Annotated in this window: 17 protein-coding genes; 14 read left to right on the forward strand and 3 right to left on the reverse strand. The window is 50.6% G+C overall.

Annotated features, from left to right (window positions below):
• Positions 1–250: 250 nt before the first annotated feature.
• Positions 251–3,502: a PD40 domain-containing protein gene (locus HUU10_07890; GenBank protein ID NUQ81514.1), complete on the forward strand. Its 3,252-nt coding sequence runs from the start codon at positions 251–253 to the stop codon at positions 3,500–3,502.
• A gap of 53 nt (positions 3,503–3,555) precedes the next feature.
• On the opposite strand, the gene HUU10_07895 is transcribed toward HUU10_07890, so the two are convergent.
• From HUU10_07895 to HUU10_07905, 3 genes are all read right to left on the reverse strand, one after another.
• Positions 3,556–5,151 (reverse strand): Rne/Rng family ribonuclease, encoded by a 1,596-nt coding sequence (locus HUU10_07895; protein NUQ81515.1) that lies wholly within the window; start codon positions 5,149–5,151, stop codon positions 3,556–3,558.
• A gap of 593 nt (positions 5,152–5,744) precedes the next feature.
• Positions 5,745–7,094, reverse strand: coding sequence for a hypothetical protein (locus HUU10_07900; GenBank protein ID NUQ81516.1), 1,350 nt, complete (start codon positions 7,092–7,094; stop codon positions 5,745–5,747).
• A gap of 49 nt (positions 7,095–7,143) precedes the next feature.
• A complete protein-coding gene (locus HUU10_07905) occupies positions 7,144–7,713 on the reverse strand; it encodes a YceI family protein (protein ID NUQ81517.1) in 570 nt (189 codons plus the stop codon).
• Between the two features lie 334 nt (positions 7,714–8,047).
• On the opposite strand from HUU10_07905, the gene HUU10_07910 reads away from it, so the two are divergent.
• The 13 genes from HUU10_07910 to HUU10_07970 all read left to right on the forward strand — a co-directional run bounded on the left by HUU10_07910 (position 8,048) and on the right by HUU10_07970 (position 24,294).
• Positions 8,048–9,943: a menaquinone biosynthesis decarboxylase gene (locus HUU10_07910; GenBank protein NUQ81518.1), complete on the forward strand. Its 1,896-nt coding sequence runs from the start codon at positions 8,048–8,050 to the stop codon at positions 9,941–9,943.
• A 55-nt stretch (positions 9,944–9,998) separates the two neighbouring features.
• On the forward strand, positions 9,999–10,496 hold the full coding sequence (locus HUU10_07915) for a hypothetical protein (GenBank protein ID NUQ81519.1): 498 nt from the start codon (positions 9,999–10,001) through the stop codon (positions 10,494–10,496).
• Positions 10,497–10,583: 87 nt separating this feature from the next.
• On the forward strand, positions 10,584–11,279 hold the full coding sequence (locus tag HUU10_07920) for a hypothetical protein (GenBank protein ID NUQ81520.1): 696 nt from the start codon (positions 10,584–10,586) through the stop codon (positions 11,277–11,279).
• A complete protein-coding gene (locus tag HUU10_07925) occupies positions 11,276–12,274 on the forward strand; it encodes an isoaspartyl peptidase/L-asparaginase (GenBank protein ID NUQ81521.1) in 999 nt (332 codons plus the stop codon). The genes HUU10_07920 and HUU10_07925 overlap by 4 nt, the downstream gene beginning before the upstream one ends.
• Complete coding sequence (locus HUU10_07930; GenBank protein NUQ81522.1) at positions 12,271–12,759, forward strand: low molecular weight phosphotyrosine protein phosphatase; 489 nt, start codon at positions 12,271–12,273, stop codon at positions 12,757–12,759. The genes HUU10_07925 and HUU10_07930 overlap by 4 nt, the downstream gene beginning before the upstream one ends.
• 163 nt (positions 12,760–12,922) lie before the next feature.
• Positions 12,923–13,534 carry a TetR/AcrR family transcriptional regulator gene (locus HUU10_07935; GenBank protein NUQ81523.1) on the forward strand — a complete coding sequence of 204 codons (612 nt, stop codon included), beginning with the start codon at positions 12,923–12,925 and terminating at the stop codon, positions 13,532–13,534.
• A gap of 7 nt (positions 13,535–13,541) precedes the next feature.
• Positions 13,542–14,876, forward strand: coding sequence for a TolC family protein (locus HUU10_07940; protein NUQ81524.1), 1,335 nt, complete (start codon positions 13,542–13,544; stop codon positions 14,874–14,876).
• Between the two features lie 39 nt (positions 14,877–14,915).
• Positions 14,916–15,953 carry an efflux RND transporter periplasmic adaptor subunit gene (locus HUU10_07945; GenBank protein ID NUQ81525.1) on the forward strand — a complete coding sequence of 346 codons (1,038 nt, stop codon included), beginning with the start codon at positions 14,916–14,918 and terminating at the stop codon, positions 15,951–15,953.
• Between the two features lie 25 nt (positions 15,954–15,978).
• The gene (locus HUU10_07950; GenBank protein ID NUQ81526.1) at positions 15,979–19,140 is read left to right on the forward strand and encodes an efflux RND transporter permease subunit; all 3,162 of its coding nucleotides are present in this window, start codon (positions 15,979–15,981) and stop codon (positions 19,138–19,140) included.
• Positions 19,141–19,462: 322 nt separating this feature from the next.
• Positions 19,463–21,877, forward strand: coding sequence for a DUF1939 domain-containing protein (locus HUU10_07955; GenBank protein ID NUQ81527.1), 2,415 nt, complete (start codon positions 19,463–19,465; stop codon positions 21,875–21,877).
• A gap of 116 nt (positions 21,878–21,993) precedes the next feature.
• On the forward strand, positions 21,994–22,614 hold the full coding sequence (locus HUU10_07960; GenBank protein ID NUQ81528.1) for a trimeric intracellular cation channel family protein: 621 nt from the start codon (positions 21,994–21,996) through the stop codon (positions 22,612–22,614).
• Complete coding sequence (locus HUU10_07965) at positions 22,601–23,749, forward strand: glycosyltransferase (protein ID NUQ81529.1); 1,149 nt, start codon at positions 22,601–22,603, stop codon at positions 23,747–23,749. The genes HUU10_07960 and HUU10_07965 overlap by 14 nt, the downstream gene beginning before the upstream one ends.
• A complete protein-coding gene (locus tag HUU10_07970) occupies positions 23,749–24,294 on the forward strand; it encodes a molybdenum cofactor biosysynthesis protein (GenBank protein NUQ81530.1) in 546 nt (181 codons plus the stop codon). The genes HUU10_07965 and HUU10_07970 overlap by 1 nt, the downstream gene beginning before the upstream one ends.
• Positions 24,295–24,312: the final 18 nt, after the last annotated feature.

Here is a 24,312-nt window from a genome sequence, read left to right on the forward strand (position 1 = left end):
CGATTCAGAAAGACCACCCGTTCCAATGGGACAGAAGTGGTTGGTAACCTTAATTAATTAAGTGATTGCGCCGATAGGCTTTATATTCTGAATTGCTGGTGGCATTTACAAGCCTCAGACCAGTTTCGGGACGATTTTTTACCAATCCTGTCAAGTCTTAACTGAAAAAAAATTAAAGGCGCAGATTGTAACCTTCCGGAAACGTTGACGTTAAAAGTGAAGTTTAACCACGAAACCGAAAGGATGATACATGCGTTTTCTGCTTTTTTCAGCGCTGACCCTGTGGGGAACGGTGGCCTTGGCCCAACCGGAATCCCGGATGATGCGGTTTCCCTCGGTCAGTCAGGACCAGGTAGTCTTTACGTTTGCCGGTGATTTGTACACCACCGGGCTTCAGGGAGGTCTGGCCCGCAAGCTGACCAGTCATTCCGGAGATGAATTGTTTCCGCGGTTATCTGCCGACGGAAAATGGATTGCCTTTTCCGGTCAGTATGATGGAAATACCGAGGTCTATGTGATTCCATCTGAAGGGGGTGACCCACGAAGACTGACTGTCACCGCCACATTGGGCCGCGATGATGTGGCCGATCGCATGGGCCCGAATAACCTGGTCATTGGTTGGGCACCCGATGACAAAGGAGTGCTTTTCAGGTCGCGTCTGAAGGAATTCAACGACTTTAAAGGTCAGTTGTTTCTGGCAAGTCTGACGGGTGAGATTCAGAAACAACTTCCGCTTCCCCGTGGTGGATTTGCAACCTACAGTCCCGATGGAAAACAGCTGGCTTACAACCAGGTATTTCGTGAGTTCCGTACCTGGAAGCGGTACAGGGGTGGTATGGCTGATGATGTCTGGATCTATGATTTCGGATCCAAACAAACGGTTAACCTGACTGATCATCCGGCACAGGATATCATTCCCATGTGGATCGGAGACAAGATCTACTTCCTCTCTGATCGTGATAAAAATTCACGGATGAACCTGTATGTGACCGATGTAAAAACCAGGACGGTTACCCAATTAACTTTCTTCACCGACTTCGATGTGAAATTTCCATCGGCAAATGCCGGGAAAATTGTATTCGAAAACGGTGGATTCCTGTATCTCCTGAACACAGCCGATTCAAAACCGGAAGCAAAAAAGCTGAACATCCGCATTCCGGATGACAACATCTGGGCTCGTCCGGCCTGGGAAGATGTCTCACGCACCGTGTCCAACTTTGAAATTTCTCCCGATGGAAACCGGATTATTCTGGGTGCCCGCGGTGATGTGTTCACCCTGCCGGTTAAAAATGGCCCCACCCGTAATCTGACCCAGTCTTCCGGAGTCCATGAACGAAACAGCAAATGGTCTCCGGATGGCAAATGGATTGCCTATGTTTCCGACCGCAGTGGTGAGGATGAAATCTATATAAAAGCACAGGATGGCAGCGGAGCCGAAATGGCGCTGACGTCGGGTGGATCCGTCTATAAATATGAATTTCTCTGGTCCCCCGATTCGAAAAAAATTCTCTATACGGACCGGAATCAGGTCCTGTCGGTGGTGGATGTTCAATCGAAACAAACCAAAACCGTTGCAAAGTCGGCCATCTGGGAAATCAGAGATTTTGCCTGGGCACCCGACAGCCGGTGGATCGCCTATGTGAATCCGGAAGTGGATATGATGAACCGGATTTTCCTCTACTCTCTCGATCAGGATAAAGCGTGGCCGGTAACCGATGGATGGTACGAGTCTTCGTCGCCTTCCTTCAGCCGTGATGGAAAATACCTGTTCTTTGTCTCGAACCGGGATTTTAATCCGATTTACAGCTGGACCGAATGGAATCATGCCTATCAGGACATGTCCCGCATTTATCTGGTCACCCTTTCTGCCGCAACCGACTCACCTTTTAAACCAAAAAGTGATGAAGTCGCAGTGAAGAAAGATGAACCAGCGGCCGGGAAGGATCAGAAGAAGGATGCCGGGACCGAACCTGTGAACGTCAAGGTGGATATTGATGGAATCACCGCACGTGTGGTGGCTCTTCCGGCTGCGGCTTCCGCTTACCGGAATCTGCAGCATGTGGGGACCCAGTTGTTTTACATCCGCCAGGGAAGCAAGGACTCACGTCCTGTCCTGATGGTTACCGATCTGAGCACCGAAAAGGAAACCCAGGTAACGCAGGCCAGCGGATTTGAACTGTCAGCTGATGGCAAAAAAATGCTCATCGGAACGGATGGAAAGTACCATGTCATTCCGGTTCCCTCGGGTAAAACCGATCTGACCGAGGCCGTGAGTCTGAGTGATATGAAGGTGCTGGTGGACCCGAAGGCGGAATGGATCCAGATTTTTAATGAAAGCTGGCGTCAGATGCGTGATTTCTTCTACGCTCCCAATATGCATGGGAACGATTGGAAGGCACTGAAAGAGAAGTACGGTTCGCTGGTTCCCCATGTGAGACATCGTAAGGATCTTACCTATATCATCGGGGAAATGATTGGGGAACTGAATGCCGGTCATGCGTATGTGGGCGGCGGTGACTACCCGGATGTGGATCGGGTCAAAACCGGCCTGCTTGGAGCAGAACTGGTCCGCGATGGATCGGGATATTACCGCATTGCGCGGTTGCTGGGCGGACAGAACTGGAGTTCCTCACTCAGGAATCCCTTACGTGAGATTGGAGTCGATGCCAGAGAAGGCGACTTTATCATTGAGGTGAATGGTGTTTCCGTAAAGTCGATGACGAATCTGTACACCTCACTGATCGGCACCGTTGGTAAGCAGGTCACGCTGACACTGAACTCGAAACCTTCTCCGGAGGGGGCCCGCCGGGTAGTGGTTATTCCCATTGGCGACGAGGCCGATCTGTATTACCATGACTGGGTTCAGACCAACATCAAAAAGGTGAATGAGGCCACCAATGGCAAAGTGGGATACATTCATGTTCCCGACATGGGTCCGGCCGGATTGAATGAATTTGTCAAACATTTTTATCCTCAGCTGACCAAAAAGGCACTCATTATTGATGTCAGAGGAAATGGGGGAGGCAATGTGTCGCCTATGCTGATTGAACGGCTGCGCCGCGAGGCGGTCATGATCAACATTGCCCGTAACGGGACGCCAAACGTGAATCCGGGAGACATGGTCTGGGGACCGAAAGTGGCGCTTGCTGATGAGTTTTCTGCTTCGGATGGCGACTTGTTCACCTACCGGTTCAAGGCACACGGTTTGGGTCCGGTGATCGGAAAGCGGACCTGGGGCGGAACGGTGGGAATCAGGGGCTCGCTTCCGTTTATCGATGGCGGATCGCTGAATAAACCCGAATTTTCACGCTATGACCTGGCAGGGAAAACCTGGATCATTGAAGGAACCGGTGTCGACCCCGATATCCGCGTGGATAATGACCCTGCACAGGAGTTTGCAGGAAACGATCAGCAGTTGAACAAAGCGATTGAAGTGATTCTGGATAAACTCAAGACGGAAGAAAAAACCATTCCGCCGGTACCTGAGTATCCGAAACGGTAATCCGGTCCGGGTAGTAAATAAAAAAGGGGCTGTTTTGCAGCCCCTTTTTTATTTCAGACTTCTTCTTCTTTCGCTTCCGGTTGTTCCTCGGTGGGCACCGACATGTATTCGTCGGTTACGTCGAGATTGCGGGCAACTGAAACCCCTCTGAAATCATTAAAGTGAATGGTTTTATCACCAACAATGGAAATGTGCATCAGATAGCGGAACATCCATTTGTAACGGGTTGAGAACACAGAGCCGGCGTTAAGGGTATCCGCCACCGAGGGATGGGTTCTGAGTTCAAGTTTCCGTTCGCCGGTGGTGGTCTTAAACCGCTGGATCCACCGTTCAATAGAAGTAATGGTATTCGATTTTGTCTGAACAACACCGGTACCGGCACACATGGGACAGCTTTCCGAGATGGTGTGCAGAACGGAAGGACGGATCCGCTGACGGGTAATCTGGATCAGACCGAATTCGGTCATGGGGACCACGTTGGTTTTTGCGCGGTCTTTCTTGAATTCCTTTTTCAGTTCGTCGTAGATTTTTTTCTTGTTCTTTTCATCCTGCAGGTCAATAAAATCGATTACAATGATGCCCCCGATATCGCGGAGACGAAGTTGACGGCAGAGTTCGCGGGCTGCTTCCAGGTTGGTTTTAAGCGAATTGAGTTCCTGTTCCTTCTTGGCGGCGTACCGTCCCGAGTTCACATCGATCACCACCATGGCTTCGGTTTGCTCGATGATGATGTATCCGCCCGACTTGAGCCATACTTTACGGGAAAAGGCACTTTCGACATCTTTCTCAATGCCAACTGCATCGAAAATGGGTGATTTGCCTTTATAATAGTAAATCAGGTCTTCTAATTGGGGAGCGGCCCATTTCACGTAGCTTTTAATCTGCTTATAGGCCTTCTTATCATCGATGACCACCCGGTCCACATCATCATTCAGCAGGTCACGGGTCATGGAGGAAATCATAGTCGCATCTTTATACACCAGCTGAGGGGCAACAGCCGTCTTCAGACCTTCCTCGATGGCTTTCCACTTATCCATGAGCATGGAAATATCCTTGCGGAATGCTTCCTCTTCCACGCCCTCGGCATTGGTTCGGATGATGGCTCCAAAGTTGTCTTCAAGCAGGTCACTGACAATGCGGCGCAGCCGTCTTTTTTCCTTGAAATTGTAAATCTTTTTGGAAACACCAATGGATTTTGAAAAAGGCATCAGGACAATGAATCGGCCCGCAAGGGTGATGTTGGTCGTGATTCTGGATCCCTTTTTGGCGATGGGCTCCTTGATGATCTGAACCAGGATTTCCTGGTCCTTCTGCAGATCGGGGATAAAGTCAGATTCCTGGCGGCTGGGTTTTCCGGTAGAGAGTTTAGGTTCAGCCGGTTTCTGTTCTCCGTCGGCCGGATCGTTATCGTCATCAGAAAAATCCATTTCGTCGCCGATCAGGGAGGAAAAGGAATCGGTGTTATTGGCGACATCAGAGAAGTGAAGAAATCCATCGATGGGTTGCCCGATGTTGACAAAGGCGGCCCGGATGCCAGGCATGACTTTCTGGACTTTTCCGAGATAGATGTCGCCGACGGTCCGGACTTTCTCGGGGGTTTCGACGCTGAGTTCGACCAGTTTGTTTTCTTCGGTGATGGCAATGCGCATTTCATTGTCATTCACGTTGATAAAGATTTCTTTTTTAGGTTTATACCTGTTTTGGTTCTGATAGGGGCGGTTGGATGGATACACGTATGGCTCCGTTAACAATGAACTGATTCCGGGCAAAGCCAGGATTCAGCATGGGTTGTGGTTAAGTTCCCGGCAGAAAAGTGCAGGGAAGGCGGCGTGTTGGAGCGGGGGTCGGGCCGGGTGATTCCCAACTGAGGAAGCCGGCTTGCAGATAAAGAACTAAAATGGGTCCGTCGCTGGTAGTCGCATGCGGCCCTTGGAAAAATTCCAGAATTTGTCAGGTCCCAGATCCAACACAGATCATAGAGAGAACAACCCGATTAAAGTCCGTACAATGACTGAGCTGGTTCTGCATCCCGTCACGTCTTGGAAAAACGCTGATGGATATGGTAAATCCGGCCTAAGCCGGATGGAACATCGGAGTTCCGGGAAGAGAGACCGCTCCGGGTCGTTATCTTTTTAATAATGCCAATACAATATACGGCGGGATCAGGTTAACAGTCAAACCAATAAAAAAAGTCCGGCCTTTCGACCGGACTTCCCAAAAACCAAAACCAGAGTCTGATTAATTAAAATCCAACCGAGGCTTCGATCATAATACCATTGAATTTGCCTTTGTACTTGGTATCGGTGGTGGCCCATTTATCGCCATAGTCCTGAGAGACATATTCGATCTTGGCCATGATGGCATCTGTCATGAACCAGCCAAGGCTGGCAGCGATACGGGAAACTTCAACTTCCTGTGTGTATTTGAAAGGTTTACCGGTTGCGGTATTGTAACGGGCACCAACCCAGAATTGTTCGGTGGATCCGAAGCGATAAACCACATCACCAGCGATCTGCATCCACTCGCGTTCTTCCAGTTGAGCAGTGCGGGTAGCAGAGTCAGCTTTGGTGGAAGTTGGGGTCAGAACCAGGGCGTTGTCAGCAGATTTAGAAGTACCGTTAGCGAATTCGATGTTTCCGAAGAGTTCCAGACCCTGGAATTTTACGAACGGGTTGATTACAAAAGCGGTCAGTTTGGAATCCAGGTTCGGATTGATCCGGCCGGAGGTGAATTGAGCGGTAGCAGAAGCTGCAGCATTTTCCAGAACATAATAGTAGTGGGAACCACCGCGGTCACCATCATACAGGGTACCGTTGGAAGCTTTTTCTGTCATATAGAGGGAACCAGTCAGACGAACACGAAGATCTTCGTTCAGTTGAGCATCATATCCACCTTTGAACAGGAATGCAGGAGCTTTGGTCTTCGGACCACCAACATCACCCTTGATTTCACCGTTGGTGACACCAACCAGACCGAGGAATCCACTGTGGCGGACCAGAACTTCGGCACCGATTTCGGTAGCAAATGCATCGAGAAGATAGTTTTCAACGAATGGGTTATAAACCACGTTACCGTTATCTGACCGACGGAATTGAGCATCACCGTAGTTAACCTGCATGTGACCAACACGGATGGTGGTGTATTCCATTACATCTTCTACAAAACCGAAAGGAAGGAAAGGAAGTTCATCAAACTGGATGAATCCGCCTTTTACCCATGTTTCCTGATGGTGACGGGCAGAGAGATAGGTGGTTACCGACAGACGAACACCTTTTGCAAGCTGTGCATCGACGTTCCAGTTGGCAACGGCTGTGTTGAAATCAGTACCGATTTCTTTCAGAGTTGTGGCTGCAACGGTTTGGCTGGCACCTGATTCGTGCTCGAGCATTTGCAGAGGTTGAACGAAGTTAAAGCCCATTCTCCAGCGGAGACCATCAAAATCGGAAGATGATTTCGGTGATTCGAACACATTGATACCAGACTTATCATAGGGTCTCAGGTTATCGATGGTTGCGTTTTGGGCAAGGGCTCCGGCAGAGGCCAGAACCATGGCGGCCCCGGCAAGTGCCAGGCGTAGGGTAGCTGTTTTCATGGTTGTCTTTCCTGTTTGTGTTTGGGTTATCGTATGCATAGTTGTTGAATTACTTCTTGTTGGCCATGACCATGTCGAATACCAGGGTAATGGCATCGCCGGTGGTGATGGAACCGAACATGAACGAAGGCGGGGTAACCTTGAAATCGGTCATTTTAAGTGCCTTCTCGCCCCGGATACGCAAAAAGTCGTTTTCGATTTCAGTGGCCACGCCATCCACAACCATGTCGCGCGTCGTGCCGGCGATGGTTACGGTGAAAAGGGCACTGATTTTCTTTGTAACGGGGTCGATTTTATTCAGCTGTTTCATTTTAAAGGTAATAACCGGGTGCTTTTCAGCCTTGAGGGCATCGTAGCAATTTCCATCCATGCCCGGTTTTCCGCTTTTCAGCGATTCAACTTTTACGGTGCCGACAAAATCGTTCAGGTTAACCAGTTTCTGGTCTTCCATTAATACAGATGCGACGGCTTCCACCTTCTCGGTTTTCATCTCCCAGTCGTGAATGGTCGATGTTCCCTTGATGGTCATGGTGCTTTGTGGCTGTGCTGTAAAGGCAGAAATGTAGGTGTATCCTGCCAGCCATACCCAGTAGCCGATTGAAATCATTGAGGTCATCATGTTGCTGTCTCCGCGTTTGTTTCTTGTACAGATGCAAGTTATCAGCTTTTTTTTTTAGGGGGGGTTAGATAAAAGTTAAGCCAAATCGGCAGAAAACAGGACAAAAAGGCAGGATAAAAAGACCCTAAAGTCCTTACTTATGATTCTCTAATGAAATAAAAACAAACAGCTTCTGGTGGATTAGAAACCGATTGAAAAAGGGTCATATACAGACAGAGGACTCTTTTGTATCTAAAAAATTTCTAATTAACCAGACAAATCGGAAGATTATCGGGAATGAAAGCCGATTTTTGAAGTGTTATCAGATGTAACCGATTTTCGTTTGGAATCCAGCATGAAACCTTATCACAACCTTCGTGACTACCTCGCTGCCCTGAAACAACGCGGGGAATTGGTCATTATTGACCGGCCGGTGAGTACCCGGTTAGAGATTACTGAAATCGCCGACCGGACGTTTAAGAAAACGAGACGGTCCCCGGCCCTTCTGTTTACCAACGTAACAGATCATACCATGCCGGTGGCGATCAACCTTTTCGGAACTGAAGAGCGGACCGCCATGGCATTGGGCGTTCAATCATTGGATGACATCGGGGGACGGATTGCCGACCTCACCCGTCCGGATCCTCCGAAGACCCTGATGGCCAAAATCAAAAAGGGACTTCAGTTTGCCTCTGTGCTGAAAAACAAGCCCAGGTTGGTTAAAGAGGCACCCGTTCAGGAAGTGGTGCTCACCGGTGAAGCCGTCAACCTTCACCGTCTGCCGGTTCTGACCTGCTGGCCCGATGATGGAGGCCCCTTTATTACTCTGACTGCGGTGGTTTCAAAGGACCCGGATTCGGGCCTGCGAAACATTGGTATGTACCGGGTCCAGGTGTTTGATGAAAAGACAGCCGGTCTTCACTGGCAAAGGCATAAAGGCGGAGCCGCCCACCATGAAAAGTACCGGAAGTCCGGCGGAAAGATGGAAGTGGCTGTCGTGCTTGGGGGCGATCCGGCTACTATATACAGTGCATCGGCTCCCCTTCCTCCTGTGGTGGACGAATGGTTTTTCAGTGGTTTTCTGAGGAAAAAACCAGTGGATCTGGTAAAATGCAAAACGGTGGATCTTGAAGTACCCGCTCAGGCAGAAATCGTTCTGGAAGGATATGTCGACCTGAATGAGCCACTCCGGATTGAAGGTCCCTTTGGTGATCATACCGGTTATTACTCGCTGGCCGATTATTACCCGGCCTTTCATGTTACTGCAATTACCATGAGGAAGGATGCCATCTATCCCACCACCATTGTCGGGGTTCCGCCAGTCGAGGATGAATTTCTGGGAAAAATCACCGAACGGGCTTTTCTGCCCCTCATGCAGGTGGTGCTGCCCGAAGTCAGAGATTATCATCTGCCAACCGAGGGTGTCTTTCATAATCTGGTGTTCATCTCTGCCAGGAAATCCTACCCGGCCCATGCCTGGAAAATCCTCCATGGCGCCAACGGACTTGGACTGATGATGCTGTCGAAAGTGATGATTGTGGTGGATGAGCAGGAGCCGGTGACCGATCCTGCCCATTGCTGGAAACTGGTTATGAAACATGTTCACTTTAAGCTGGATGTGGCACTCAGTCGTGGTCCGATTGATGCGCTTGATCACGCTTCACAATATTTTACCTACGCCGGAAAGTTACTCATCGATGCCACCCGCAAATGGGATGGCGAGGGCCGGAGTCTTTCCCGGGAACCCGAGGTGGCTGTTTCGGCAAGTCAGATTGAAGAGATAACCAGCCGTCTGCTGGCCATTCCGGGGGTTAAACAGATTCACTGGCCCTATCTGGTAGCCGGTCAGTCAGGCTCGGGCTCTCCGCTTTTTATTAAAATTGAGAAGTCAGTAGCCGGGGAAGGGCATCGGGTATTGGAGGCCGCCTTGTCGCTGAATAATGCCTGCGGATTAAACCGGTTTGTGGTTGTGGTGGATGACGTTGATGATGTGACCAATCCGTACGACTGCTGGTGGATTGCCCTGAATAATCTGGATCCGCTCCGTGATGTGGTGTTCAAAGATTTTCCGCTGCCTTCCCCGGGTTACCGGGTTCCTGGCTACTACCCTTCCGATGCCAGAATGGGTTGGGACAGCACCACCAAATGGCCTTCTGAGGGATTTACCCGTGAATGGCCGTGGAAGGTTAAAATGGACGACTCTGTGGTGAAAAAAGTGGATGAATGGTGGCCTTCGCTGGGAATAGACTGATCAGGTGCCAATCATCTCATCTGACATTTCATCAACGGTCATGTATTTTTAAGCCATGATCAAGCAGATTATTTCCTTCCTTTGCCTCCTGCCTTTGGTGTCGGCATGTGGAGTTTACAGTTTTACCGGTGCTTCCATTCCCCCTCATCTGAAAAGGATTGACATTCCGGTCTTTCAGGACAAAAGCAATTCGGGAATTCTGTCACTGAAAGAAACGATCACCGATGAGGTGACCAACCGGATTATCACTCAATCTTCTCTGGAGCTGGCTTCAGGTACTGGCGCTGATTGCCGCCTCTCGGCCAGCATCGTCAGTTATTCAAACCAGCCTTATGTGATAACACAGGGCGTGGCCTCTGCCACCAACCGGATCAGCATCCGCATACAGGTCACCTACCAGGATCTGGTGAAAAGGGAAACCATCTGGGAACAATCCTTCGATAGCTGGGAAGACTATTCAGTGGGAAACCGGTCTGCCGAAGAGGAGGCGTTGAAAAATGCGATCACCAAATTGTCTGATGATATATTTTCGAAGGTGGTATCTAACTGGTGACAGGACAGTTACGGTCCGGAATGATTTGAGCAACACGGCAGAATGGCTATATTGAACCTCTGAATGGGGTAAAGGAAACCAACAGGTATGACTGCAGATCAGGTCCAAACAAAAATTGGTCAGCTTGAACTGGCTATTAAATCGGAAAAGTACGACGAAGCCGAATCCATTATGAAGGAGTTCATGACGGATTTTCCTGACTACCACACCCCGCTGATTCTGTATATCAATCTTCATCCATATATCGATGTGAGCAATCCCTTGTATGCTCAGATTCTGGACCTGACCCGTCAATATCAGCAATTCCAGGATTTTCCGGCCGATCTGGTGCCGGCCTGGTATAAAAAAATCAGCACAAAAAACCTGAAACTGGCCTCAGATGAAGAGACTGCAGTCGCGGTGGAATCCTCTGAGACGGGAGAATCGGTGGATCTGGGTGATCAGGCCGATGTCATTGATCAGATGTTTCCTGAAACGGCTCCTTTCGAAGAAGAAGCCGAACCCGAAATACATCTGGTTGATCCCCATTCACTGGTCGAGGATGATGAAATCAGCGACGTGATTGAAGAGGAAGCCCCGGCAGCAGCCGCGGAGGAACATCCCCATGATCCCGATGATGAAATCATGATTGCATCGGAAACGATGGCTGAGATTTTTGCCCAGCAGGGCAAGTTTTCCAAGGCGATCAGGGTCTACGAAATGCTGATTCAGGAGGAGCCCGAGCTGGCGGATGAGTTCAATCAGCGGATTGGCCAGCTCAAGTCGCTTCAGGCTGCAAAATGACCCTCTGGCTGGCCAGAGTACTGTTCTTTACAGGAATTCTGGCGCTACCGGTCACCGGACGTACTCAGTCGGGATGGTCCATTGCCATTCACGGCGGAGCCGGCACCATACCTCTCACAACCCCCGATTCGGTTTCCCAACAGTACTATCAATCCTTGTTCCGGGCTCTTGAAACCGGCAGAGCGCTGCTCCAGAAAGGCTTACCGGCCATTGAAGTGGCCGAAGCAGTGGTGATGGTGATGGAAGATGATCCGCTGTTTAATGCCGGACGCGGATCGGTCTTTACCTCGGCAGGGACACATGAACTGGATGCAGCCATCATGGACGGCCGTACGCTGGCCTGTGGAAGTGTGGCCGGTGTTACAACCATCCGGAATCCCATCCGACTGGCCCGTTATGTCATGGAGAAAACCCCGCATGTGTTTTTTGCCGGCAACGGTTTAAAGGCTCTTGCCGATTCATCCGGATTGGAGCAGGTTGCTCCTTCCTGGTTCGATACCCCACGGCGTCTGAAACAATATCTCTCCTGGAAAGATCTGCAGAAAGGAACGGTTGGTTGTGTGGTCCGCGATCAGAAGAGAAACCTCGCTGCTGCCACTTCAACGGGAGGAACCACCGGAAAGCGCCCCGGGCGGGTGGGTGATGTGCCTGTAATCGGAGCTGGTACGTTCGCTGATAATCGGACAGCGGCCATTTCCTGTACGGGCCTGGGAGAACAATTTATCCGTCATACAGTGGCCCGCTCGGTGACAGCCCGGATGGAATGGGGGGGCCAGTCCCTGCAATCGGCCGCCGATTCGGTGGTATTCGGGGTTCTGAATCCGGGTGATGGCGGATTGGTGGCGGTATCAAGGGAAGGTACTATCGTTTTCAGTTTTAATTCGACCGGCATGTTCAGGGGAGCCGCCACATCGGAAGGCCGATTCGAAGCCGGCATCTGGAAAGAAATGATTTCACCGGCTGACAGGCCGGCTCATCAAAAGGAAAAGCAATGAAACGGGTTTTATTCGTCTGCCTCGGAAACATCTGCCGGTCACCGGTTGCCGAGGGCATTTTTATGCATAAGGTGCGGGAACGGGGGCTGGAGTCCCGGTTAACCGGAGACAGTGCCGGGACAGCAGGTTATCATATCGGGGAACCACCCCATACCACCTCCTCTTCTGTTGCTCGCGAATACGGTGTGGCGCTGAATCATCGGGCCCGTCAGTTTCAGCAGGCTGATTTTGAACGGTTTGATCACATACTATGCATGGACCGGTCGAATTATGAAACCGTCCGCCGGCTGGCCGGAACCACCCACCTGCAGTCAAAGGTCGGAATGATCGGTCAGTTTCTGTCTGGTCCGGTTCCCGCTCCTGTGGAAGGTGCTCCGGAAATCCCCGATCCGTACTACGGACCGGTGGCCGGCTTTCATGACGTTCACCAACTGCTTGATACAGCCACCTCGAATCTGATCACCCATCTTACCTCTGCTTCCTGATTAGATTGGTTTAATGATTGATAATCCCGACTATTTATTGTAAAAAGTCGGGATTGTTTTATTTCTTTTTCTCATTTCACCTGCTAAAACCCCTTCCATTCGAAACTTTTTAAGTCAATCTGGCGTACTATTGTCGACTTTAACAGGATAATAGTCGGGATTAATGGAAGACAAACGCACCGCAATCGTTCAGCAAGCGCTCAATCAGTTTATGGAAAACGGGTTATCGGCGACCTCGATGGAGGACGTGGCCCGGGCTATGAATCTTGGAAAAGCCACCATTTACCATTATTTCGACAGCAAGGACACTTTGTTCTGGGCTGCAGTGGATCTGGAAGTTTCCCAGATGGAGGAAGCTTTTCTGCAGGAATTGAAAAAAGAAAGGTCGGGTCGGGACAAGCTCTTCCGGTATCTGGACCTGCTCTTTACCAGAATTGAAGAGCGGTATGATGTAGCTGAGAAGCGGCTGAACTTCTGGCGCGAACTGGGTCCGAAGTACTTTGATGTGATTCAGCGGTTTTCGCGCAAGGAAGCCGAAATTCTTTCCGGCATTTTCATTTCCGGAATGGCAACCGGAGAGTTCCGGCAGACCGATCCGCTTAAACTGGCCACCATGGTCACTTCTCATTTGTGGGGATTGCATTTCTCGGTCCTTCACGGCAATTGCTTTGATGGATTTACGCATCCCGAAACACCTGCACTTCGCGAAAAAGCCCGTTTCTTTATCAATACAATTATCTATGGAATCAATCAGTCACGATCAATTACGGAGTAAAGCACCTATGAACCGATATCTGACAGGGACCGCCGTTCTTTTGACGGCCGTACTGTTATCGGCCCGGCCGGCCATGAGTCAACCGGTCAGACAACTTACCCTCCAGGAAGCCATTGCTCTGGCACTGGAAAAGAATCCAACCTTCCAGATCGCCAAAGCCGACGTGGAAAAGTCGGAAAGCCAGATCAGGGAAGCCTATGGTCTGGCCATGCCAACCATTGAAGGGTCCTTACAGTATACCCGCAATCTGAAAAAACCGGTGTTTTTTCTGCCCGACTTTAACAATCCAAACTCGGGTAAGGTGACTCCGATCGAAATCGGATCCAATAACTCTTACACAGCCAGTCTGAGTCTGACGCAGGCTTTGTTTTCAAAAACCGTCGGAACTGCTCTGGAAGTGGCCGAGGTGTATCAGGATTATACAACCGAGGGAGTCTCTGCCTCTAGGTCTCAGACCATACTGGATGTTAAAAAGGCCTATTACGGATTGTTGCTGGCCCGTCGCATGCAAACCGTTATCGGGAAAGTGTATCAGTTGACAGAGGCCAATTACCAGAATGTAAAAGCCATGTATGAACAGGGACTGGCCAGTGAATTCGACCAGTTGCGCATGTCGGTTCAGCTGGCAAACATGAAACCATCGGTGGTTCAGGCAGAAAACGGCGTCCGTCTGGCCGAACTGAACCTGAAAAACACCATTGGCATACAGGAAACGCCGGTTCCGGCGGATGACTTCGATTTTGCGGTTCTGCCCGATGATCAGATTCAGCGTGGTGAGGATGCTGCCATTCAACTGAATCCCACCATCCGCCAATTGCAATTTCAGAAAACGCTTCTCGAGAAAAACAAAGAAATCAAGGAAGCTGGTTACTGGCCCAGTTTATACGGATTCGGAACCTGGCAAACGCAGACCCAATCGGAGGACTTCAAATTCGGTTCCTATACATGGGTCGAATCTGCTTATATCGGACTGAACTTGTCCATTCCCATTTTCAGCGGATTCCAGACCACGGCCCAGGTTGAACAGGCCGATCTGGAAGTGAGGAAAATGGATCTCACCATTTCACAGGTTCAGAAAACGATCACTCTGGGTGTCAGGAATGCTGCTTTGAAAATGTCCGAAGCCCGTGAACGGGTCGAGGCACAGCAGGCAGCCATTGGTCAGGCAGAGAAGGCCTTGTCCATTGCAGAAATCCGGTTCAAGTCTGGAGTGGGTATGCAGCTGGAGGTTCTCGATGCTCAGGTGGCCCTCAGTCAGACGCTGACCAACCATGCTCAGGCCGTTTATGATTATCTCGTGGCCCGTGCCGACTGGGAACAATTGGTCGGTACCGGAAAGTAATCCTTTATCATCAAATAGTATATATAGAAAGAAATCTCCATGAAACTCTATGTTGTCAGTCTTCTTCTGCTGGTTACGACCAGTCTTTTCCTGAGTGGCTGCACTCAAACAGAAAGCGATGCCATCGTTCCTGAAAAAAACAATGAATTGCTGGTCGATGTAGCAAGGCCTGCGGTTGGTTCCCTCATTCAGGAGCTCAATTATTCAGGAACGGTTTCCGGTTCTGAGGAAACGGTGGTCCGGGCGCGCGTATCCGAGACGGTTCTGGCCATTCCTGTATCCATCGGACAGCAGGTTGAAAAGGGGGCCGTCCTTGTCAACTTCGATGTCAGTACCGGTTCGGTACAGTATGATCAGGCCAAATCAGGCTATGATCTGGCAGTAAAAACCTACGAGCGGTACAACAACCTGCTCAAAGCGGGTGCCATTTCGCAGCAGATGCTCGATGAAATCAAAGTGAATCTGGATGTGGCCGAGGCCAACCTGCGAAGCGTGAAAAACCTGGTGATGCTCGAATCTCCCATTTCCGGAACCATCACCGCCATTCATGTCAATGAAGGTGACTTTGTAACAGCCGGTTCTGCGGTGGTAACCGTGTCGAAATTGTCTTCGCTGAAAACCAGCATTGCCCTCAGTTCTGCCGATCTGCAAAAGTTGAAGGTTGGGACCCAGGTAAAAGTAAAGCTGACCGATGACCCGTCCGTCCTCTCGGAAGGAACCATTTATGAAATCGCCAAAGCTGCCGACCCGGCCACCCGGACTTTTGAAGCAAAAATCCGCTTGTCCTCTCAATCCGGTTTTCGTTCCGGGCAGTTTGTGGGAGTAACCATCTATATCAGCAACGGAGAGAAAACCCTGCTTTTGCCTGTCAACAGTCTGACAACCAAATTGGGCAAACAGGCCGTTCTGGTGGTTAATCCGGATAGTTCCCTGTCGGCTGTTCAGATAACCACCGGTTACCGGACCACCGAAACCGTATCGGTCCTTTCAGGTCTGTCACCAGACCAGAAGGTGGTCATCTCGGGTACACTTCTGCTCAAAGAAGGTGATAAAATCATTCCGCGGGAAGCGAAATAAAACGGTCTGAAAGAAAGAAAAGACGATGTCATTAGCAGAATTATCAATCAAACGACCGGTCTTTATGACCATGGTCACGGTGGCCCTGCTGGTTGTGGGGTTACTCGGATTCAGCCGGATGAAAATGGAGTTGTTTCCGAAGGTCGATTTCCCCATCGTGGTGGTGAATACGATTTACCCGGGTGCCGGGCCGGAACAGGTGGAAACGCAGGTAACCGCCAAACTGGAAGAAGTGATCAACTCGATTTCGGGTATCAAGCACATCACCTCGGTTTCACAGGAATCGTTCAGTCAGATTGTGGTGGAGTTCGATCTGGATGTCAATTCAGTGACGGCAGCGCAGGACGTGCGCGAAAAGGTTGCCACGGTTTTGAACAGTCTGCCCGCTGATATAGAAGATCCGATTGTGTTGCGGGTCGATCCGGCCGCCGCCCCCATCATGAGCATGGTGGTTTCTTCGGAGAAGCTGGATCAGCAGACCCTGACCGAATACATCAAACGCGTGATCAAACCTCGGCTCGAAACCGCTGCCGGAGTCGGGCAGATCAATCTCCTGGGAGGCAGTGAACGCCAGATCAATGTGAAGGTTAACCTTCAGAAATTGAATGCCTTCGGTCTTACCATGCAGGATCTGGCCATGAAAATTCAATCGGCCAATCTGGAATTTCCGGGTGGCCGGTTTAATGAAGGGAGCCGCGAGTTGCTGGTCAGAACCGCAGGCCGGTATCAGACCCCCGAGGACATGGAATCCCTTGTGGTGAAAACAGTTGGCAGTCAGGTGGTTCGCCTGGGTGATGTGGCCGATGTGGAAGATGGCATCGTTGAACCCCGTACGTATTCTGCTCTGAACGGTCAGGCCGCCATCGGGATCACGGTAATCAAGCAATCGGATGCCAATACGGTGGAAGCTGCCGGCGAAGTGAATAAGTTGCTGAAGGATCTGACTGCACAGGTTGAACGGGATGGAGTGAAAATCACGCTGGTCGATGATACCTCGGTTTACATCAAACAGTCCGTGGCGGCCGTTGAGGAAGACATCATCATTGGTGGTATTCTGGCGGTGCTGATTATTTACTTCTTTCTGGTGAATGCAGGTTCGACATTTATTGCCGCACTTGCCATTCCCACATCGATTATCGCCAGCTTTGGTTTCATGTACTTCATGGGCTTTTCGCTGAACTTCATGACGCTGCTGGCCTTGTCGTTGGCGGTTGGTATTCTGATTGATGATGCCATCGTAGTCATCGAAAATATTTACCGGCACCTCGATGACGGAGAAACCCGGGTGAATGCCGCCATAAATGCGACCAAGGAAATCGCACTGGCGGTCATGGCAACCACTTTTTCTCTGGTGGCTGTGTTTTTCCCGGTGGCTACCATGGAAGGCATCGTCGGGCGATTCTTCTGGCAATTTGGTATCACGGTTTCCATTGCCGTCATGGTGTCCCTGTTTGTGGCGTTTACCCTCACGCCCATGCTGTCGGCCCGTATTCTCACGAAGGAAACCCATCTGGGACCCGATTGTAAGTGGTATCAGAAACCGTTTTACTGGTTTAACCGGCTGTTTGACCGGCTGAACGATGCCTACCGGGGAACACTGAACTGGGTTCTCGGACATAAATGGATTACCATGGGAATTGCAACCATTGCCTTTTTAGCCGGTCTGCTGATTCCCACCTTCCTTGGCTCAGAATTTATTCCGAATCAGGATCAGGGTCAGTTTACTGTGACGGTGAAAGCCCCTCCGGGTACCAGCCTGAACCGGACCATTGAATATGCAGCGATGGTCGAATCCAAAATTAAAACGTATGACGGAGTCGCCAATACCTTTACCACCATCGGGTCACAGAATCAGCCGGTGAACATGGCCGATATTCTGGTGCTCATGAAGCCGAAAAAAGAACGCAGCATGGATGTATTCATGCTGATATTCAAGATGCGGAATGAGTTGAAGGATCAGATTCCCGGTGTGCAGCTCTGGTATGGATTGCCATCGGATGTGGGTCCGCCCCAGAAGCCCATCATGACATCTGTTCAGGGGCCCGATCTGGCTGTTTCCAAAGCAATTGCAGACTCGGTGATGGCCATTTTCAGAACCGTTCCCGGACTGGTCGATCTGGAATCCTCGCTCGAGGAAACCAAACCAGAAGTCCAGATACGACTGAAACGCGATGTGGCCGCCAACGCAGGTGTCGATGTTTATGCCGTTGCCTCGACGGTACAACAGATGATCGATGGCGTAAAGGTTTCTGATTTTCAGGAAGGAGATCAGCAGTATGAGGTTCGTCTGCAATTGCGGCCCGAAGACCGGGTGAATTACCGTGAATTGAATCAGGTGCTGATCAAATCCCATAACAAGGATGAATTTGGTCAGGATCTGTACATTCCGCTGTCGACAGTGGCCGACATTTCGGAAGGATACGGGCCTTCGAAGATTACCCGTTATGACCGTCAGCGCCAGATTGTGATTTCGGCTAACCTGGCTGGCAACCTGTTGGGGAATGCCGATGCAGAAATCATGAGCAAGGTAGAACGCCTGAAGGTGAACGGAACCATTCCCCCGGGATACTTTGTGGGATCGGTTGGAATGGCAGAGGCCATGGCCGAATCCTTTGGTTACATTGGAATCGCCCTGTTGCTGGCCATCATCTTCGTTTACCTGATTCTGGCCTCCCAGTTCGAAAGCTTTATCCATCCCGTGTCGATCATGGTGTCATTGCCTCTGTCGCTGGTAGGAGCCTTTCTTGGGCTTCTCGCATTCGGCAGCTCCATTTCAATCATGTCACTCATCGGGGTGATAATGTTGTTTGGTCTGGTGACGAAGAATGCCATTCTTCTGGTGGATTTCACCAATCAGTTGCGTCGGGAGGGATATTCACGCAACGAGGCGCTGCTGAAAGCGGGACCGATCAGGCTACGCCCGATTCTGATGACCACCTTTGCCATGATTTTCGGGATGTTACCAGTGGCTCTTGCGGTTTCGGAAGGATCTGAAACGCGGGCACCCATGGGACAGGCGATCATCGGTGGACTCATTACTTCAACGGCGCTGACCCTTCTGGTGGTGCCGGTGGTGTACTCCATGCTGGATGATATTTCTGTCCGGTTTGGTCGTCTGATCAAAAAAGACAAGTACGTGATCGAATCCGAGCCCTCCCGCGGGTTGCAGGAGGAAGGGCTTCCCTGAGCCTTTTCATTAATTTTCATTAAAAAGTCCGGCCCGTCCGGACTTTTTTATTTAAGAAAGTGCGTCACATCACATGTGTTTGATTGGGTAAGTCACTTTAAAACCCTCAAAATCCCTTGTTTTTGCATGTATTGTCAATATATGTCACGAAATAGGTGTGTGGAAGCCATTCTACAGAGGTATTGACAACAAATTTTTACAAATCTACCTTTACTCCCGTTAACATAATGAAAGCGCAACCGGATTCGGGCCTTTCTGATAAAATCGCAATCACCGGGTCTTTGCCCGGATCATGTTAAACGACATACAAGGAAGGTTCGCCATGAAAAAATGGTTCTTAGCACTTGCAGTACTGGTTACTCTGTTTGCCGGAGTCCAGGCTCAGAATCCATGGAACGGAAAAGTCGTTCTGCAGGGATTCTGGTGGAATTACTGGAACAACAATTACTCAAACGCCTGGGCTGACTATCTGACCGAACTCGCACCACGGCTGCGTGACAATGGTCTTGATGGAGTCTGGATTCCCCCCACACCAAAGAATGCCGGAACCAACAGCGTTGGTTACTCGGTATTTGATCAGTATGATCTTGGTGACAAATTCCAGAAGGGTTCTGTTACCACCCGTTTCGGAAACAAAGATCAATACCTCCGGTCGGTTGCTGTTATGAAGGCCAACGGACTTCAGGTCATTCAGGACGTGGTTCTGAATCACACCAGTGATGCCGGATCTGCCAACAGCGGAACCGGTGGTCAGGACCCCGAACCCACCTATTCCATGCGCAACGAAGGTGGTTATAAAAATTTCCGTTATGTTTCTTATGGCAAACCTGCCCCTGCAGCGTCGGTACCCGGAAACACTTCAGCAGAAAATGCCACTGAATACTGGGCCCGTTCAGGCCGCTGGTCAAAGAACTATACCAATTTCCATCCGAACCAATGGGTAAACTCAACCAGCGGTAACTGGGCACAAGGCGGCTGGGGACCCGATATCTGCTATCAGGATGCCCGTGCTTACGGTCCGTCGACCAATGCAACTGGTTTCAATCCTGCTCAATACAGCGATTACATGCGTACCGAAGCACGCAACTGGATCGTTTGGCTGAAGAAACAGACGGGCGTTGATGGTTTCCGCTGGGATGCTGTCAAACATTTCCCTCATTACATCGTTCAGGACCTCAGCTACAATGTTAAATACAATGCCGGCTGGGCCAACGGTGGTTCTGAAATGTTCAACGTCGGTGAATATGTCGGTTCCGCCTATGAAATGGATCAGTATATCAATGATGTGAAGTATTCGAACGGTGGATCGGAAGACATGATCGGAACCTTTGATTTTGCTCTCCGTGAAGGATTGTACGGCATTATCACCGGTGGTGGATTCTATGATCTGGGTTCCATTCCCGGAAAGCAGCAGGGCAACCGCTATCGCACGGTTCCTTTCGTCAACAATCATGATACATTCCGTCCAGCCAGTTTCAACGCCTCGGGTGATTATGCATCCTGGAACACAGGCGATGAATTGGCTCCTCACATTCATCCGGATGATCCACGTATTCAGGTTGCTTACGCCATTGCCATGTCGGTTGATGGATCCCCTCAGATTTTCTTCGAAGATTTGTTCAAGATCAATACCACCAAACGGTATACGCACCGTCCGACCAACACCACCGATCTTCCCACCCGTGATTATCTGGTAAACCTGATCTGGTGCCATCAGAAACTTAACTTCAAAGCCGGTGCCTATAAAGTCCGGTGGCAGGCTGGTGATGCGCTGGTTATCGAGCGTTCCGGTCGTGCCATCATTGGTGTGAATGATACCTGGAGCACCTGGCAATCTGTTACCGTTCAGACCGACTTTGGTGCCAACCGTGAGTTGAAGGACTATTCGGGCGCCAACAGCGGTACCATCTGGACCGATGGTTCAGGTCGTGCAACTATCTGGATTCCTCCCTGCGATGGTTCCAACATCCGCCGCGGTTATACCGTCTGGGCCCCTGTTGGTACCACCGGCGGATTTGCTCCTGCCGTTCGGACCACCACCCAGGAATGGGAAATGGCCAATGATCTCGGCGACAGCCATGCCTCTTCCCTGAAACAGGGTGGCGCACTTCCTGCCAGTTCACAGGCTCTGCGTTATGCAGGCCGTGTCTTCTCTGAAGGCGGAAAAACCATCACAGTTCAACTGTATCAGTCTGCTTCCCCTCTCAAGAGTGTGGCCATTCAGCTTTACAATGCCAGCGGCAGCAGTATTCTGAAGACCGTCACTGGTTCAACCAATCCGATTACCCTGACCTACACACCTGCGTCTACAGGTTACTATCAGATTAAGGTTCGGAATAACAGTTCGACCAATCCGTCACAAAAGGTGTGGGTAAAAGCCACCTACACTGCACCACGTGTGGTTGCCGTTGCCAGCTTTACCAAGGATGATGCCGATATGGGCATGACCGAAGGTGAAGACACCGAAGTGGCCAACAGTCTGTCGCTGAACCAGAACTACCCGAATCCGTTTAACCCGACTACGAATATCACCTTTAACCTGCCCTCCGAAATGGCAGTCAAACTGGTGGTCTTCAATGCATTGGGTCAGGTGGTTACCACGCTGGCTGATGAAACCATGCCATCCGGTACGCACACCCGTCAGTTTAATGCAGAAGGTCTGTCTTCAGGTGTGTATTTCTACAAACTCATTACCCCGGTTGGCACACAGAGCCAGAAGATGATTCTGACGAAGTAAACGTCTCCCCGGTATGTCGTTAAAAAAGGCGGTCCTCTGACCGCCTTTTTTGTTTCTGTTGGAACCAGACGGGACCAATTCTGAATTCAGGTGGTAACTTTCTACCTTTATTCACCATGTTTTACTGGCTTGAAATCACCGGAACTGTTGTATTTGCCATTTCAGGCGTGATGGCAGCTGCCGAAAAGCGGCTCGATATTTTCGGCGCGCTCGTTATTGCCTTTGTCACCGCACTGGGTGGGGGAACCATCCGTGATCTTCTCCTGAACAAGTACCCCATTTTCTGGATGGATCAGTCCCTGTATCTCTGGCTGATTCTCGGGAGCACCATTGCCGTCTTTTTTTTCGTGAGAAATCTTCAGCCGGTTTATCATTACTTTCTCATTCCGGATGCAGTCGGACTGGGGTTGTTCACCCTGATCGGAATTCAGAAGGCCGAATTATTGGGGGCGGTTCCCTCGGTCTGTGTGATTATGGGGGTGATTACGGCTGCCGGAGGTGGGATTATCCGTGATCTGCTTCTGGGCACGACTCCTGCTATTTTTCACAATCGCGAGATATATGCCACGGCCTGTTTTCTGGGTGCCGGTGTGTATTTTTCCCTTCAGAAAACCGATCTCTCCCCCGAATGGATCAGTCTGCTTACGATCGGAGCCATCACCTTAATCCGGTTGGCGTCTTTATATTTTGGCTGGCGGATGCCCCGCCTGAAAAAGGTAACCCGTGACAGTGGCTGATTGGGCTCTCCTGCTTCTTTTTGCGGGATGGCTGGTCGCCGTCTGGAAGTTTTTCCGGTTGCGGCAGGTCTGTCCGGTACCTGGCCAGCGTGGGACCGAAAAAGCCGTCCTCCTGCCCCGGGTGTCGGTGATCATGGCTGCCCGAAACGAAGCAGGTAAACTGGAACCTGCCCTGAAAAGCTGGCTGCTGGTTACCTATCCCGACCTTGAATTTATCTGGGTGGATGACCGCAGCACCGATGCCACGGGCGAAATCATGGAACGGCTGGCTGCTGCTGATAAGCGGGTTCAGGTGATCCGCAATCAGGTGCTGCCACCGGGATGGCTTGGCAAGAACCACGCACTTAGTCTGGGTGCCGCGAAGGCAACGGGTGACTGGCTGTTGTTTACCGACGCAGATATTCATATCAGACCCGATATGCTGAATCAGATTCTCACCGACGCCGAGCATCACAAGGAGGATTTTGTCTGTGCATTCCCAGCCTTTGTGGCCCGCCATCCGCTGACCATTGCCTTTAATCTGGCTTTTGCCGCAGCACTGGTTCTCAGTCAGCACATGGACCGGGTTCATCTGCCCCGAAGCAGGGCGTTTGCCGGTATCGGTGCCTTTAACCTGATCAGACGGTCCTTATATGAAAGGGTTGGAACACACCGTGCCTTTCCAATGGATGTGGCAGATGATATGGTGCTGGGCAAACTGGCCAAGCAATCTGGTGGTTCCTGCAGGCTTTACAATGCCCATCAGCACCTGGAAGTGGAATGGCAGGCCGATCATCCCTTGTCGGCCATGAAAGGAATTGAGAAAAATGCGTTTACCGGATTTGGTTACTCCTGGATCCGCATGATTGCAGGCTTATCGGCCTGGCTGTTTTTTACCTGCGGTCCGTTTCTGCTGTTCTGGCCGTCGCCCGGTTCGGCCATCCCGGTTATTCTTCTGATTCTCACTGCATTTTTTATCTACAATCCCTCCTTCCAGAATAAATCGGGCTGGTGGGGGCTATTGTTGCCGGTTGGTGCGCTGCTGGTTTCCATTGCCATCCTTCGGTCTGCCTGGGTAACCACCCGGCAACAGGGGATCCGCTGGAGGGAATCGTTTTATCCGCTTCACGACCTGAAATCGACCAATCATTTCTAATGATCACGTATCCTGTCGTTATTCACCACCTTTTTACTTCTGCCGGCCATGCCTACTTCGGGAATTCCACTTCCGAGCCGGGTCCCCATGCCATGACTTCGCATCCGTCGGTTTTTCTCGAAGTAGGAAAAGGGATTCCGGGAGACCGGTTTTATAACCGGAAACCCGACTATTCAGGCCAGGTGACCCTGTTTTCCATGGAAGTCTATCATGAATTGCTGGTTCACCTGAAGTTGACGGATAGGTCCCCTGAATTTTTCCGTCGGAATGTGTTAATCAGCGGAGTGCCGCTCAATGAGCTGATTGGTCTGGAGTTTGAAATAAATGGTATCCGGTTGTCCGGGTCCGGCCATTGCACCCCCTGCCGGTGGATGGATGATGGGTTTGCCCCGGGAGCGTGGACTTTTCTGAAAGGCCGGGGCGGACTTCGTTGCAGGATTCTTTCATCTGGTTATCTATCCACAGGCCCGGCCAATCTGATCAGTCCGGTTCACCTCAATCTGAACCAGGTGACCGATCCCATTGAAGGTCCTTCTTTGCCGTAATTGGCTTTCCGGGTAATC

Source organism: Bacteroidota bacterium (genome assembly GCA_013360915.1).
Lineage (GTDB): Bacteria > Bacteroidota > JABWAT01 > JABWAT01 > JABWAT01 > JABWAT01.